The sequence below is a fragment of the Streptomyces sp. DSM 42067 genome, assembly GCF_055792885.1.
In genome coordinates, this window is record NZ_CM147706.1 from 4058080 (window position 1) to 4072666 (window position 14587).

Consider the following 14587-nt stretch of genomic DNA (forward strand, 5'->3'; position numbering starts at 1 on the left):
GGCCGGTCCTTCGTTTCCGTGCATCACACCGTCGGTGCGCTCACCGACCGCGGATCGAACCCGAACGGCAGCTCCAGCCGGTGCGCCCGCATCAGCTCGTCGTCGGCGAGCAGCTCACCGGTCGGGCCGTCCGCGGTGATCGTGCCCTCGCTGAGGATCACCGAGCGCGGGCAGAGCTCCAGGGCGTACGGCAGGTCGTGCGTGACCATGAGGACGGTGACGTCCAAGGACCGCAGGATATCGGCGAGTTCGCGCCGTGAGGCGGGGTCCAGGTTCGACGACGGCTCGTCCAGGACGAGGATCTCGGGCTCCATCGCCAGGACCGTCGCGACGGCGACACGGCGGCGCTGCCCGAACGACAGATGGTGCGGCGGCCGTTCTGCGAACTCCGCCATGCCGACCTGCTCCAGCGCCTTCCGCACGCGGGCCTCGAGCTCGGGCCCCTTCATCCCGGCCGCGGCGGGCCCGAAGGCCACGTCCTCACGCACCGTCGGCATGAACAGCTGGTCGTCCGGGTCCTGGAAGACGATGCCGACCCGCCGCCGGATCTCCGCCATGTGCTTCTTGCCGACGGGGAGCCCTGCGACCTTCACGGTCCCGGCGCCTGCGGTGAGGATGCCGTTCAGGTGCAGCACGAGCGTCGTCTTGCCGGCGCCGTTCGGCCCGAGCAGCGCGACGCGCTCGCCGCGCTCGATGCGCAGGTCGACGCCGAAGAGGGCCTGGTGCCCGTCGGGGTACGCGAAGGCCAGTCCGGCCACTTCCAGAGAGGGGGTCACAGGGTCCATCCCAACAGACATACGACAAGGGCCGCGAACGGGAGGGCCAGTGCGCCCGACCACTGGGCCCGGGACGCGGTCACCTCGTCGATGACCGGCATCGTTCCGGCGTATCCGCGGCTGAGCATCGCGAGGTGCACCCGCTCCCCCCTCTCGTACGAGCGGATGAAGAGCGCGCCCGCGGACTTGGCGAGCACGCCCCAGTGGCGGATGCCGCTCGCCTCGAAGCCGCGTGACTCGCGCGCGATCTTCATGCGGCGCATCTCGTCCGTGATCACGTCGCCGTAGCGGATCATGAAGGACGCGATCTGCACGAGTAGCGGCGGCAGTTTGAGGCGCTGCAGGCCGAGCAGCAGTTCGCGCAGTTCGGTGGTGGCGGCGAGCAGGACGGAGGCGGCGACGCCGAGGGTGCCCTTGGCGAGCACGTTCCAGGCGCCCCACAGGCCGTTCACGCTGAGGGAGAGGCCGAGGACGTCGACGCGCTCGCCCTGCGCGACGAACGGCATCAGCACCGCGAAGGCCACGAACGGGACCTCGATCAGCAGCCGCTTGAGCAGGAATCCCGCCGGGACACGGGCCGCGTACGCGACGAGGCCCAGCAGCACCGCGTACAGCCCGAAGGCCCACATCGCCTCGCGCGGCGTCGAGACGACGACCACGACGAACGCGAAGACGGCCGCGAGCTTGGTGTGCGGGGGCAGCCGGTGCACGGGCGAGTGCCCGTGCCGGTACAGCTTGTGCGCGTGGCCCGCCCCCATGTCAGACGGTTTCCCGCTGCGGTACGGCGGCGGCGCCGGTGTCCTCGGTACGGCGCCTGCGGACCGCCCAGAAGACTCCGGTGCCCGCGACGACCGTGACACCGACGCCGATCACGCCCGCGAGGCCGCCGGAGAGCCGGGCGTCGCCGACGTCCTTGACGCCGTAGTCGGCGAGCGGCGAGTCCGAGGTGGCGTGTTCCTCGGTCTTCTTGTCGATGCCGTGGTCCTGGGCGACCTTCTCCAGGCCGTCGGGGTTCGCGGAGGCGTAGAAGCTGACGAAGCCCGCGAGGACGAGGGAGGTGACCAGGCCCGCGATCCAGACCTTGCGGGGGGACCGGGCCGCGGCCGGCTCCGGCTGCGCGGCGGGCACGTCGACCAGCTCGCCGCCCACGCGGAGCTTGAGCGGCGTGGTCAGCCCGCGGGCGCCGTACACGAGGTCGGGGCGGACGGCGATGACGGCGCCGACGGTGAGGGCGGTGATCGCGGCCTCGCCGATGCCGATCAGGATGTGCACGCCGACCATGGCGGTGGCGACCTTCCCGATCGACACGTCGGTCGTGCCGCCCACGGCGTAGATCAGCGTGAACGCGAGCGCGGCGGCCGGTACGGAGAGCAGCGCGGCGGCGAACGAGGCGACGCTGATGGACCGGCGCGTGCGCGGCAGGATCTTCACCAGCCCGCGGAAGACGGCATAGGCGACGACGGTGGTGACGACCGCCATGTCCGTGATGTTCACGCCCAGCGCGGTGAGGCCGCCGTCCGCGAAGAGGATGCCCTGCATCAGCAGGACGACGGAGACGCAGAGGACTCCGGTGTAGGGGCCGACGAGTATCGCCGCGAGCGCCCCGCCGAGCAGATGGCCGCTGGTCCCGGCCGCGACCGGGAAGTTCAGCATCTGCACCGCGAAGATGAAGGCGGCCACGAGACCGGCGAGCGGCGCGGTCCGCTCGTCCAGCTCCCGCCGGGCGCCCTTGAGGCTGACCGCCACGGCACCCGCGGCGACCACGCCGGCGGCAGCCGAGACGGGGGCGTCGATGAATCCGTCGGGGACATGCATGGGTGGGCTCGCTCTCCTGATCCGGCGTCTCCGGCTCCGTTCGGTTCGGCATGCACCGCGGCGCTTGGCGAACCGTTCGATGATAGAGCCTTCTTGCAAAGAGGTTGCAAGAGGGTGGGCGCCTCAATAACCGGGAGGCGTATTCAGGAAAATATGCGACATTAGATGGCAAAGGGGATCAATCGTAAGGAGTCTCCGATGTCAGCCACCGTCGTCGAGCAGCACGCACGAGCCCACCTGGTGACCGACGCCGCAGACGACCAGCCGCTCCCCGTGGAACTGAGCTACGACCCGCAGTCCGATCCGGATTCCGTACGGGTCAGCCTCCCCGGAGTCCCCGGCACCCCGCGTCGGCACGACTGGGTCTTCAGCCGGGAACTGCTCGAGGAGGGGCTGCGCGCCCCGGCCGACAGCGGTGACGTGCGCATCTGGCCGTGCGGCCGCGTCCAGGCCGTGATGGAGTTCCACTCCCGCGAGGGCGTGACGGTCGTGCAGTTCGACTCGTCCGCCCTGATGCGCTTCCTGCGCCGGACGTACATGGCCACGGGCCCGATCACGCACTGAGGCGGCGCCCGGAGGCTCCGGGCTCGGTCCCCGGACGTCCACGCGCGCGTGAAGGCCCGGCGACAGCGCCACTCGCGCTGCCGCCGGGCCTCTGTGCGCCTGCCCCGTCCCCACGGGCGGCGCGCCCGCCCGGGTCCGCCCCGCTCATGGGGACCCGGAGGCTTTCCTGCCGATGTACCTGAGGACCCGCCCTGCCGGGAGCCCCAGGCCGTTGCGGACTACTCGTCCGAGTGGCGCAGCTCGATGTCGAAGCCCTCCACTCCGGCCCCGTCGACCTGCAGCGGGCTCGCCACCGGCGGGTAGCCGCTGGCGACGACCGAGTAGTCACCGGCCTCCAGGTCGGTGAAGGCGTACGCACCGTCCTCGCCGGTGGTGGCGGTGGCGACCACATTGCCCGCCGAGTTCACCAGCGTGACCCGCGCGTTCGACAGCGGCACGCCGCCCACGCCCTCACGCACGGTGCCCTGCACGGACGCGCGCGCCGGACCGGAGAGCAGGATGTCGTGCACCAGCACCCGCTCGCCCACGACGACCGTGGAGGCGTGCGGCTGGTACCCCTCGGCTCCCACGATCAGCACGTAGCTGCCAGGCCCGGGGGCGTCCAGCACGTACGAGCCGTCGGCGTGCGGCACGGAGCGCCCCAGCTGCTGTCCGCTCGGCGAGATCAGCGTCACCGCGGCATGCGCCACGCCCACCCCATCGGCGTTGCGGACGGTGCCGCGGACGCCGCTGCCGTCCAGCTCGTACGACCCGTACGGCAGGACCAGCGGCTCCTGCACCGTGGCGAGCCGTGCATCGGCCCCGGAGGCGGCAACCCCCACGGACACGGGCTCGCGCACCGGCGCGGGCACGGGCTCGCCGGACGGCAGGGGGCTCACACCGGCGGGCTCCGGGGCGGCGGTGTCCTTCGCGGTGTCGCGTAGGCCCTCGCCCTCGACATCGACGTTCGGCAGCGCGCGGTCGAGCCACTTCGGCAGCCACCAGGCCGCCTTGCCGAGCAGCGCCAGGACCGCCGGGACGATGGCCATCCGCACGATGAACGCGTCGAAGAAGACGGCGATCGCGAGACCGAAGCCGATCATCTTGATCATCGACTCGCTGGAGCCGATGAAGCCCGCGAACACCGCGATCATGATGACGGCCGCGGCCGAGACCACCCGGGCCCCGTGCCGGAACCCGGTCACGATGGCCTGTCCGGGCCGCTCCCCGTGCACGTACGCCTCGCGCATACGCGTGACCAGGAAGACCTCGTAGTCCATCGCCAGGCCGAAGACGACGCCCACCATGAAGATCGGCATCATCGACATGACAGGGCCGGTCTCCTCGACGCCCATGAGGTCGGCGAGCCAGCCCCACTGGAAGACCGCGACGACGGCGCCGAGCGCGGCCATCACGGAGAGCAGGAAGCCGAGCGCGGCCTTGAGCGGCACGAGGATCGAGCGGAAGACGACGATCAGCAGCAGGAAGGCCAGGCCGACGACCAGCGCCAGATACGGGAGCAGCGCGTCGTTGAGCTTCTGCGAGACGTCGATGTTCATCGCGGTGGAGCCGGTGACCAGCACCTTCGCGTCGGTGTCGGCCTTGATGTCACCGCCCGCGTCCCGGATGGCGTGCACCAGGTCCTCGGTCTCGACCGAGGACGGCTTGGAGTCCGGGACCACGGTGATCATCGCGGTGTCGCCGGCCTCGTTGTACGTCGCCGGGGTCACCGCGGCCACGTCGCCGAGGCCCTTTATGGTCGTGGTCACCTCCTTGACGGCCGTCTTGGGGGCGTCGCTGGACTTCGCGTCGACGACGACCATCAGCGGGCCGTTGAAGCCGGGCCCGAAGCCCTCGGAGAGCAGGTCGTACGCCTTGCGCTGCGTGGTGCTGGTCGGCTGCGAACCGTCGTCGGGCAGTCCGAGCTCGAGCGAGCCGGCCGGGACCGCGGCGGCGCCCAGGCCCACGACGCCGAGGAGCAGCACGGCGACCGGACGGCGGACGACGAAGCGCGCCCAGCGGGTGCCCATGTTCGGCTTCTCCGCGCTGTGCCCGGACGGGTTGTCAGCGGTGTGCCCGGAGGCGCCATCGGCCTTCTTGCGGCCGCCCCGCAGCTTGCCCTTCGCGCCCGCCGGGCGCACCTTCCGGCCCACGTATCCGAGCAGCGCCGGGACCAGGGTGAGCGCGATGAGGACCGCGATGACGACGGTGCCGGCGGCCGCGATGCCCATCTTGGTGAGCATCGGGATGTTGACCACGGCCAGGCCCACCAGCGCGATCACGACCGTGAGACCGGCGAAGACCACCGCGGAGCCCGCGGTGCCGACGGCCCGTCCTGCCGCCTCCTCGCGCTCACGGCCCTCGGCGAGCTCGGCACGGTAGCGGGAGACGATGAAGAGGGCGTAGTCGATGCCGACGGCGAGGCCGATCATCATCGCGAGGGTGGAGGTGGTGGAACCCAGGTCGAGCGTGTTCGCGAGCGCGGTGATCGTGGAGATACCGATGCCGACGCCGATCAGTGCGGTGAGCAGCGGCAGTCCGGCCGCGATCAGCGAGCCGAAGGTGATCACGAGTACGACCGCGGCGACGCCGATGCCGATGACCTCGGTGGCGCCCGTATGGGGGACCGTCTGGAGCGCGTCACCGCCGATCTCGACGGTCAGCCCCGCGTCCCGGGCCTCCTGCGCGGTGTCCTCGAGCGCCTCGCGCGAGGAGTCCTCCAGCTCCATGCCGGAGACCTTGTACGACACCTGCGCATAGGCGATCGTGCGGTCCTGGCTGACGGCCTTGACCTGGAACGGGTCGGCCACGGAGGCGACCTCGGAGCCGGTGCCGAGCTCCTTGACGGTCTCCTTGACGACGGCCTTGTTGGCGGAGGAGGTGATCTTCTCGCCGTCGGGCGCCTTGAAGACGACACGTGCGGTGGCGCCGTCGGCGCTCGCACCGGGGAAACGGTCGTCCAGCAGGTCGAAGGCCTTCTGCGCCTCGGTGCCGGGGATCGAGAAGGAGGTGGAGCCCGCTGCGGGCGCCTGGGCGGCGCCCACGCCCGCGAGGGTCAGCAGCGCAACCCAGATCAGGGCGACGAAGTGTCGTCGCCGGAAGGCGAATCGGCCTAGTTTGTAGAGGAATGTGGCCACGAGGACGTACTCCCGGGTCAGGTCGTGGGGTCTTGCAGGGCAGGGGTCATCGGCCCGACGACGTGAGAGGTCGCGTCAGGTGAGGCAGGAGGGTTGCGGGAACCCCGGGGTGTCAGGCGCCGAGGGCGGGGAGGACCACGGCGTCGATGTACGAGGTGAGGAAGGCCTGCGTGGGCGGCTGGTTGTCGACCAGGCCCCGGACGACGAGGGCGCCGATCAGCATGTGCGGGACGTACTCCAGCGCGGGGTTGTCCGCGCGGATCTCGTCCCGCTCCACGGCCCGCCGCAGCATCCGCTCGAGGCCGGTCATCTCCGGCTCGAACAGCAGCTCACGAAGGGCGCGCAGCAGATCGGCGTTCTCGTGGACCGCCATGGCCAGGCCCCGCATCAGCGAGGTGTCCTGCTCCATCCGGCAGTCGTCCTCACGCGTCACCAGCTCGTGGAGGTCGCCCCGCAGGGTCCCGGTGTCGATCTCGCCGATGTTCACCGGCTTATGGTGCCGGAGCGCCTTGACGACCAGCTCCGGCTTGCTCCCCCACTGGCGGTAGAGGGTGGCCTTGCTGGACCGGGTGCGGGATGCCACGGCGTCCATGGTCAGGGCGTCGTAGCCGACCTCGCGGAGCAGGTCGAGCACGGCCGCGTAGAGCTCGGCCTCGCGCTCGGGCGTGATCCGGCTGCGGCGCACCGTCGCGGCTTCAGCCATGCTCATCCACTCCCACTCCGAACGAAACGGTTTCGTACAGCCGCGAGCTTACCCCCCGACCTATCGAAACGAAACCGTTTCGTACGTGTCGCGCGTCACCCCCCTCTCGGGGCCGCGAAATGGCCCCGGGCAAGTGCGAACGAAAATCCTCATAACGGCACAACTTGCCATGACCCGTTCTGAGTAAAAGCATGGTTGGGTGGACGAGAGCGACTACACACCTGGGTATCTGCGGTTCCCGCACCTGCACCGCGACCGCCTCTGCTTCGCGGCCGAGGACGATCTGTGGGTGGCGGCTCTGACGCCCGAGGGCAAGACCCCGGAGCGTGCCTGGCGGCTCACCGTCGACCGGACCAAGGTCAGCCACCCCCGCTTCTCGCCCGACGGCCGCCACATCGCGTTCACGACGTGGCGCAGCCTCGATCCCGAGATCCATCTCGCCCCGGTGGACGGCGGGCCGGCGCGACGGCTCACCTACTGGGGCACCATCGACACACGCGTATGCGGCTGGGCGCCCCCCGAGAAGGACGACAGGGCCGACATCCTGGCCGTCGCCTCGCACGGCCAGCCCTTCTCCTACTTCTCGTGGGCCTACCGCGTCCCGACCGACGGCTCCCCCGGCAACAAACTGCCCTGGGGCCCGGTCTCCGACATCGCCATCGCCGACGTGGGCGGCGAACACCTCACCCTGCTCCTCACCGGCAAGCCGCCGCACGAGCCGGCCAGCTGGAAGCGGTACCGCGGCGGCGCCATGGGCCGGCTGTGGCTGCAGGGCAGGCAGATCGCCGGGGACCTCGACGGGCATCTGGAGTCCCCGATGTTCGTCGACGGCCGGATCGCCTTCCTCTCCGACCACGAAGGCGTCGGCAACCTGTACTCCTGCCTGCCCGACGGCTCCGACCTGCGCCGCCACACCGACCACGACGCCTTCTACGCCCGGAACGCCTCGTCGGACGGCATGCGCGTCGTGTACCAGTGCGCGGGCGAGCTCTGGCTCGTCGACGACCTCTCCCCCGGCGGCGAGCCGCGCCGCCTGGACGTACGCCTCGGCGGCCCGCGCGCCGGACGCCGCCGCTACCAGGTGCCGGCCGCCAACAACATCGACGCGCTCTCCGTGGACACGACGGGCCGGGCCAGCGCTGTGGTCGTCCGGGGCAGCCTGTACTGGCTCACGCACCGGGACGGCCCGTCGCGCGTGATCAGGGACATCCCGGGCGAACGGGTACGCATGCCGGAGATGCTCGGCACCGGCGGCCAGGTCGCCTACGTCACGGACGCGGACGGCGAGGACGCGGTCGAGATCGCCGATCTGCCGCGGGCCAGCGGCGCCCGCGAGCCCCGACGGCTCGCCTCCGGCCGTCTCGGCCGCGTACAGGAACTGGTGGCCGACCCGGCGGGCGAGCGGCTCGCCATCGCCTCGCACGACGGGCGGCTGCTGCTGATCAGGGTGACGGGCGAGACGGGCACCGAGGAGTCCGAGGGCGCCTCCGAAACGGAGCCCACGACCGGAGAACCCGCGGCCGGAGAGGTGACCGAGCTGATCCGGTCCATCAACGGGCCGGTACGCGATCTCGCCTTCTCTCCCGACGGCGCCTGGATCACCTGGTCCCACCCGGGCATCGGGCGCTCCCTGCGCCAGATCAAGATCGCGCGGATCAGCGACCGGACGATCGTGGACGTCACCAACGGCCGCTTCGAGGACGAGAACCCCGTGTTCACCCGGGACGGCCGCTATCTGGCGTTCCTCTCCTGGCGCGGCTTCGACCCGGTCTACGACGTGCACACCGGCGACCTGTCCTTCCCGCTCGGCTGCCGCCCCTACCTCGTACCGCTGTCGTCGGCCACGCCCTCGCCCTTCGCGCTGTCGCCCGACGGCCGCCCGGCCGCCGGCGGGCTCGACCCGGGAGCGGGCGAGGCGGGCGGCACCGTCATCGTGGAGATCGAGGGTCTTGAGAACCGGGTGACGCCGTTCCCGGTGTCCGCGTCCAAGTACTCGGGGCTGCGCCCGGTCGCGGGCGGCGGCCTGGTGTGGCTGCGCTGGCCCATCTCCGGAGCCCTCGGCGAGACGTTCGTCAATCCGAGCGACACCACCGGCCGGCCGACCCTGGAGCACTTCGACCTCACCAAGGCGAGGAAGTCCGAACTGGTCGTCCACCTCGACTCGTTCGCGGTCAGCGGCGACGGGACCCGGCTCGTCGTGGTCGACGAAGGCGATCTGCGTGCCGTACCCGCCACCGAGGTCGGCGACAGCGACTCAACCGTCTGGATAGACCTGCGCCGCATCCTGCACGAGGCCGATCCGGCCGCCGAGTGGCGCCAGGCGTACAACGAGGCCGGGCGCATCATCCGCGACTACTTCTGGGAGCCGCACATGTGCGGCATCGACTGGTCGGCCGTCCTGGACCAGTACCGGCCGCTGGTCGAACGGGTCGCGTCGCCCGACGAGTTCGCGGACCTGCTGCGCGAGGTCCTCGGCGAACTGGGCACCTCCCATGCGTACGTCACCGCTGCCCGCCGCAACGAGGGCCCGCCGCACTACCAGCGCGCGATCGGCCTGCTCGGCGCGAACCTCGTCCGCAGAGGCGACAACTGGGTGGTCAAGCGCGTCCTGCCCGGCGAGTCCTCCGACTCCAAAGCGCGCTCCCCGCTCGCCGGCCATGGCATCCGCGAGGGCGAGATCCTCACCCATGTCGACGGCCGCCCGGTCGACCCCGTCACCGGCCCCTACCCGCTGCTCGCGGGCGCGGGCGGCACCACGGTCGAGCTGACCTTCGCCACGGCCGAGGGCGAGGGCCACGCCCGCCGGGTCGCCGTGATCCCGCTCATCGACGAGCGGCCCCTGCGCTACCAGGACTGGGTCGCCAAGCGCCGCGCCGTCGTACGCGAGTTGAGCGGCGGCAAGTGCGGCTATCTGCACATCCCCGACATGGGCGGCTCCGGCTGGGCGCAGTTCAACCGCGATCTGCGCATGGAGGTGTCCCGCCCCGTCCTGATCGTGGACGTACGCGGCAACGCGGGCGGACACATCAGCGAGCTCGTCATCGAGAAGCTGACCCGCACAATCCTCGGCTGGGACCTGACGCGCAACGCCCAGCCCGTCTCGTACACCTCGAACGCGCCGCGCGGCCCGATCGTCGCCCTCGCCGACGAAGCGACCTCATCGGACGGCGACATGATCACGGCGGCGTTCAAGCTGCTGGAGCTGGGCCCCGTGGTGGGGCAGCGCACCTGGGGCGGCGTGGTCGGCATGACGGGCCGTCACCGGCTCGGCGACGGCACGATCATCACGGTGCCGATGAACGCGGCCTGGTTCGACGCGTACGGCTGGTCCGTCGAGAACCACGGCGTCACCCCGGACATCGAGGTGGCGCGCACCCCCGTCGACTGGGCCGAGGGCCGCAACACCCAACTCCACGAAGCGGTCAAGGTGGCCCTGGACCTCCTGACCCACCACCCGGCCTCAACCCCACCGGACTACACAAGGGTCCCGAAGCGGGTCCGCCCGCAACTCCCGCCTCGGCACTGAGTCGTTCCAAGCAGTCGTTCCAAGCAGAAGGGGCGCCCCAACCTTGGGGCGCCCCTTCAAACAGAGCGCAGCTCAGACCTCGTACTCGTCCCGGTCGTGCCGGTCCTCATCCATGTCCCGAGGAGTCCGCCGCGAAGACTCCTCCTCGGGCATGTGCGAGCCCGGCTCACGCCGCCCCCGCTCACCCGGCTTCTGCGGAGACCGCCCACGCTCACGCTTCTCCCGGGCGATCTTCTCCTTCGCCTGCTCGGAGAGCTGCTCTCCCTTGTCCTTGAACTGGTCCATCATGCCCATGCGGGTTCACTCCCAAATGGCTGAGGGGATGGGGCCTCTGTCAGAGTGACACGCCCGGACATACGCCGCATTTCGATCAGCGACCGCACAACTACGGACCGTACAAACCCCAGCTGAGACGGGCAAAACCAGCCTTCCAAGCCACCGCTGAGGACCCCGCGGCGGAAACCTACCCGCCCCGCACCCCCCGCGCCCGCTCGTCCGCCGCTCCCCCGGCCCCCACCAGCCCCTTGGACACACCCCCGAGCCGCGCCCCGAACCGCCGCATCTCACGCTGCCCCACCGTGCCGATGATTCCGGGGAGATACCCGCGCACCGACTGCATCCCCCGCAGCCACCACTGCCCATACACATGACTCGACCGCCGTTCGATCCCGGCGACGATCCGGTCGACCGCAGGCCCCAGCGGATACGTCTTGTTCGACGGCCACGGCAGCCGCTGCCGCAACTCCCGCATCACGTCGTCCTGGTCGGCACCCCGCACCATGTCCGTGTCGGTCCACGACAGATACGCGACACCGACCCGCACGCCCTTGTACCCGACCTCGGCGCGCAGGCTGTGGGCATACGCCTCCACGCCGGACTTGGACGCGCAGTACGCGGTCATCATGGGCGCCGGAGTCACGGCGGCCAGCGAGGCGATCTGCAGCAGATATCCCCGGCTCTCCGTCAGCGCCGGAAGGAACGCCCGCGCGGTGACGGCCGATCCGATCAGATTGACCTCGATCACCCGCCGCCAGGCCACCGGGTCGGAGTCCACGAACGGCCCGCCCGTCGCCACACCCGCGTTGGCGACGACGACATCGACCTTCCCGAACCGCTCCTTCACCTCCTGCGCGACCCGGGCCATCGCCTCGTGGTCGGTGACGTCGGCGTACCAGTGGTCGCTGTCGGAGTGCAGCCGCTCGGACACCTCCTTCAGCGCGTCCGGCTCCAGTCCGACGAGCGCGATACTGGCGCCGCGCGCCGACAGCTTGCGCGCCAGCAGCTCACCGACGCCCCGCGCGCCACCGGTGACGACGACGACCTGCCCTTCAAGGCTCACCCTGCCCCGGCTGCCCGTACTGTCCTTGCTGCTCATGGCGATGCTGTCCCCTTCACCTGTGCGTGGGTCGCGTTCAGGTCGGTCGCGTTCAGGCGGGTCCCGTTCAGGTCGGTCGCGTTCACCCCTGCGTACGTCGCGACGAGTTCACGGATCCGGCCGGTGACCGCCTCGGGCGCCTCCACCGGCGTCATATGGCCGAGCCCGGGAAGTTCGGTCAGTCCGACGCAGTCGGGCAGAGCCGCCGCGAGATTGCGCGCATGCACGACCGGGGTGAGCCGGTCGGCCGTCCCCGCGATGACCGCGGTCGGCATCGTCAACTCCCGGACACCCGCGTCGAGATCGAGCTCATTGAGCACATGCGACCAGCCGTACCGCACTGCCCGCGGGCAGGAATGCACGATGCGCGCACACGCCTCGACCATCTCGGGCGACGATCCCACGCCCATCGTCGCGTACCGCAGGATCCGCTTGGCCGGCGCGGAGACGGGCCCGAGCGGCGCCCGCGAGCCGAGGACCGACCTGGTGATACGGGTGCGAAGGGCCCCCGCCCGCAACGGCACCACCAACGACTCGGCGACCAGCCGGGAGCTGCCGGTGCTGCACAGCAGCACCGCGGCCGCGTGTTCCTGGAACGCGGCCCGTCCGGCCGCCGCCATCATCGTCATGCCGCCCATGGAGTGCCCCGCGAGCACGGCTTTCTCGCCCGGTTCGAGGGTGGCGGCCAGCACGGCTTCGAGGTCGTCGGCGAGCGCCCGCGTGCTGTATCCGTCCGGCGCGGCGGCAGCTGGACTGCGCCCGTGCCCGCGCTGGTCGTACGTGATCACGCGGTGATCGGCGGCGAGCGAGCGTATCTGCGCGGCCCAGAACGCCGTCGAGCAGGTCCAGCCGTGCGCCAGCACCACGGCGGGCGCGCCGTCCGCACCGTGCGTCTCGACGTGCAGACGGGCGCCGTCGGCGGACACGGCGGCGAGCTCACGGGCGGGGGCAGGCGGCGCGTAGGGCCCGGAGGCCACGTGCATGAGTCTGCTCACGCTCCGGCCTCCGCCTTCTCCGCCTTCTCCGCCTTCTCGGTACGAGCCGCGCGAGCCGTGACCTGGGAGGCAGCCTGCTTCGGGACCTTCGGCGGCCTGATCACCTCGTACTCGGAGAGGTCCACGCGGCGCGTGGCGTTCCGGAACTCGGTCGTCGTCCCGGGCCAGATCGTCGTGTTGCGGCCGTTCGCATCCAGGTACCAGCTGGTGCAACCACCGGTGTTCCACACGGTGCGCTTCATGCGCTCCTGGACGCGGTGGTTCCAGGCGGTCACGGCGCTTCGCCGCGCGCCGAGCGCGACCCGGCCGCCGAGGACGTCGAGCTGCCGCACAAAGTCGGCCATGTAGTTCAGCTGGGACTCGATCATCAGGATCATCGAGGAGTTCCCGAGACCGGTGTTGGGCCCGATGATCGTCATCCAGTTCGGGAAGCCGGCCGCCGTCGCCCCACGAAGCGCGGCCATACCGGAAGCGCTCCAGCTCTCGGCCAGCGTCTTGCCCTCGGCACCGACGACGCGGTCCGCGATCGGCATGTCGGTGACGTGGAAGCCCGTACCGAAGATGATCGCGTCGACCTCGGCCTCACTCCCGTCGGCGGCGACGACGGTCGACCCTCGCACCTCGGCCAACCCGCTCGCGACGACATCCACATTGGGCTGCGCGAGCGCCGGATAGTACGAACTGGAGAGCAGGATGCGCTTGCAGCCGATGCGGTACGAAGGCGTGAGCTTGGCCCGCAGCTCCGGGTCCTTGATGGCGCGGGCCATGTTGCTCTTGGCCAGCTGCTCCACGATGCCCAGCTCGCTCGGCCGCTTGGTGAACGCCTGGACCTGCAACTCCCGGATCCCCCATAGGAGTCCACGGCGGAGCTGCGTGGTGAAGGGCAACTGCCGGTGCAGCCACCGCTCGAGGCCGCCGATGGCCCGGTCCATGCGGGGCATGACCCAGGGCGGGGTCCGCTGGAACAGCGTCAGCCGCGTCACGTCGGGCTGGATGGACGGCACGATCTGGATCGCGGAGGCCCCCGTACCGACCATCGCCACGCGCTTGCCGCGCAGATCGTAGTCGTGGTCCCAGCGGGCGGAGTGGAACACCTTGCCGGGGAAGGTGTCGAGCCCCGGGATGTCCGGCACCTTGGGGTCCGAGAGCGGACCGGTGGCGGAGACGACGACGTCGGCGGTGAGGGTTCCGCTGCTGGTCTCCACCTCCCAGTACAGCTTCTCGGTGTCCCAGCGCATCATCTTCACCTCGGAGTCGAGGCGGATGTGCGGCCGCAGCCGGAACACGTCCGCGACATGCTCCAGGTACTCGCGGATGTGCTCCTGCCCCGAGAAGGCGCGCGGCCAGTCCGGGTTGGGTGCGAACGAGAACGAATAGAGATGCGACGGCACATCACATGCGCACCCGGGATAGCTGTTGTCCCGCCAGGTGCCGCCGACCGAGCCCGCCCGCTCCAGTACGACGAAGTCGGTGATGCCCTCCCGGCGCAACCGGACGGCGGCACCGAGCCCGCCGAACCCGGACCCGATCACCGCCACGCGGACATGTTCGTGCTCGGCCATGCCTGTGCCTCCCCGATCGATCCCGCGACCTTGCCAGTGAACACTGGCGCAGTGGGGAGGTTAGAGCAGTGCCGTACTGAGGGGTAGGGGGCGGGCCGGGAAAGTTACCGGCGGTATCAGTCAGCGGTACGACATAGTCTGCTGCCGTGGCAGAG

11 protein-coding genes and 1 pseudogene are annotated in these 14587 nt (G+C 70.8%); 2 read left to right on the top strand and 10 right to left on the bottom strand.

What is annotated here, in order from left to right; all coding sequences use genetic code 11:
* Positions 1–23: 23 nt before the first annotated feature.
* From ACSMXV_RS18605 to ACSMXV_RS18615, 3 genes are read right to left on the bottom strand one after another with little or no spacing between them, the layout of a single operon-like run.
* Positions 24–785 (bottom strand): energy-coupling factor ABC transporter ATP-binding protein, encoded by a 762-nt coding sequence (locus tag ACSMXV_RS18605; RefSeq protein WP_473178687.1) that lies wholly within the window; start codon positions 783–785, stop codon positions 24–26.
* Entirely contained in the window at positions 773–1534 is a 762-nt protein-coding gene (gene cbiQ / locus ACSMXV_RS18610; RefSeq protein ID WP_473178688.1) for a cobalt ECF transporter T component CbiQ, read from the bottom strand. Before cbiQ ends, ACSMXV_RS18605 begins: the two co-directional genes overlap by 13 nt.
* Before the next feature lies 1 nt (position 1535).
* Positions 1536–2591 carry an energy-coupling factor ABC transporter permease gene (locus ACSMXV_RS18615; RefSeq protein ID WP_473178689.1) on the bottom strand — a complete coding sequence of 352 codons (1056 nt, stop codon included), beginning with the start codon at positions 2589–2591 and terminating at the stop codon, positions 1536–1538.
* A 198-nt stretch (positions 2592–2789) separates the two neighbouring features.
* Between ACSMXV_RS18615 and ACSMXV_RS18620 the strand changes: the two genes are divergently transcribed.
* Complete coding sequence (locus ACSMXV_RS18620; protein ID WP_181662599.1) at positions 2790–3155, top strand: SsgA family sporulation/cell division regulator; 366 nt, start codon at positions 2790–2792, stop codon at positions 3153–3155.
* A 218-nt stretch (positions 3156–3373) separates the two neighbouring features.
* Here the strand turns inward: ACSMXV_RS18620 and ACSMXV_RS18625 are convergent, their stop codons facing one another.
* The 3 genes and pseudogenes from ACSMXV_RS18625 to ACSMXV_RS18635 all read right to left on the bottom strand — a co-directional run bounded on the left by ACSMXV_RS18625 (position 3374) and on the right by ACSMXV_RS18635 (position 6974).
* On the bottom strand, positions 3374–4033 hold the full coding sequence (locus ACSMXV_RS18625; protein ID WP_473178993.1) for an MSCRAMM family protein: 660 nt from the start codon (positions 4031–4033) through the stop codon (positions 3374–3376).
* A 9-nt stretch (positions 4034–4042) separates the two neighbouring features.
* Positions 4043–6271: pseudogene (locus ACSMXV_RS18630) on the bottom strand (MMPL family transporter); the annotation flags it as partial.
* 112 nt (positions 6272–6383) lie between these two features.
* Positions 6384–6974: a TetR/AcrR family transcriptional regulator gene (locus ACSMXV_RS18635; RefSeq protein WP_473178690.1), complete on the bottom strand. Its 591-nt coding sequence runs from the start codon at positions 6972–6974 to the stop codon at positions 6384–6386.
* Positions 6975–7173: 199 nt separating this feature from the next.
* On the opposite strand from ACSMXV_RS18635, the gene ACSMXV_RS18640 reads away from it, so the two are divergent.
* Positions 7174–10500, top strand: coding sequence for a S41 family peptidase (locus tag ACSMXV_RS18640; RefSeq protein WP_473178691.1), 3327 nt, complete (start codon positions 7174–7176; stop codon positions 10498–10500).
* Between the two features lie 72 nt (positions 10501–10572).
* On the opposite strand, the gene ACSMXV_RS18645 is transcribed toward ACSMXV_RS18640, so the two are convergent.
* From ACSMXV_RS18645 to ACSMXV_RS18660, 4 genes are all read right to left on the bottom strand, one after another.
* Positions 10573–10794, bottom strand: a complete 222-nt coding sequence (locus tag ACSMXV_RS18645) for a hypothetical protein (RefSeq protein WP_181662603.1) — start codon at positions 10792–10794, stop codon at positions 10573–10575.
* 169 nt (positions 10795–10963) lie between these two features.
* Positions 10964–11875: an SDR family oxidoreductase gene (locus ACSMXV_RS18650; RefSeq protein ID WP_473178692.1), complete on the bottom strand. Its 912-nt coding sequence runs from the start codon at positions 11873–11875 to the stop codon at positions 10964–10966.
* Positions 11872–12870, bottom strand: a complete 999-nt coding sequence (locus ACSMXV_RS18655) for an alpha/beta fold hydrolase (protein ID WP_473178693.1) — start codon at positions 12868–12870, stop codon at positions 11872–11874. The genes ACSMXV_RS18650 and ACSMXV_RS18655 overlap by 4 nt, the downstream gene beginning before the upstream one ends.
* Positions 12867–14432, bottom strand: a complete 1566-nt coding sequence (locus ACSMXV_RS18660; protein WP_473178694.1) for a flavin-containing monooxygenase — start codon at positions 14430–14432, stop codon at positions 12867–12869. The genes ACSMXV_RS18655 and ACSMXV_RS18660 overlap by 4 nt, the downstream gene beginning before the upstream one ends.
* Between the last annotated feature and the right edge of the window lie 155 nt (positions 14433–14587).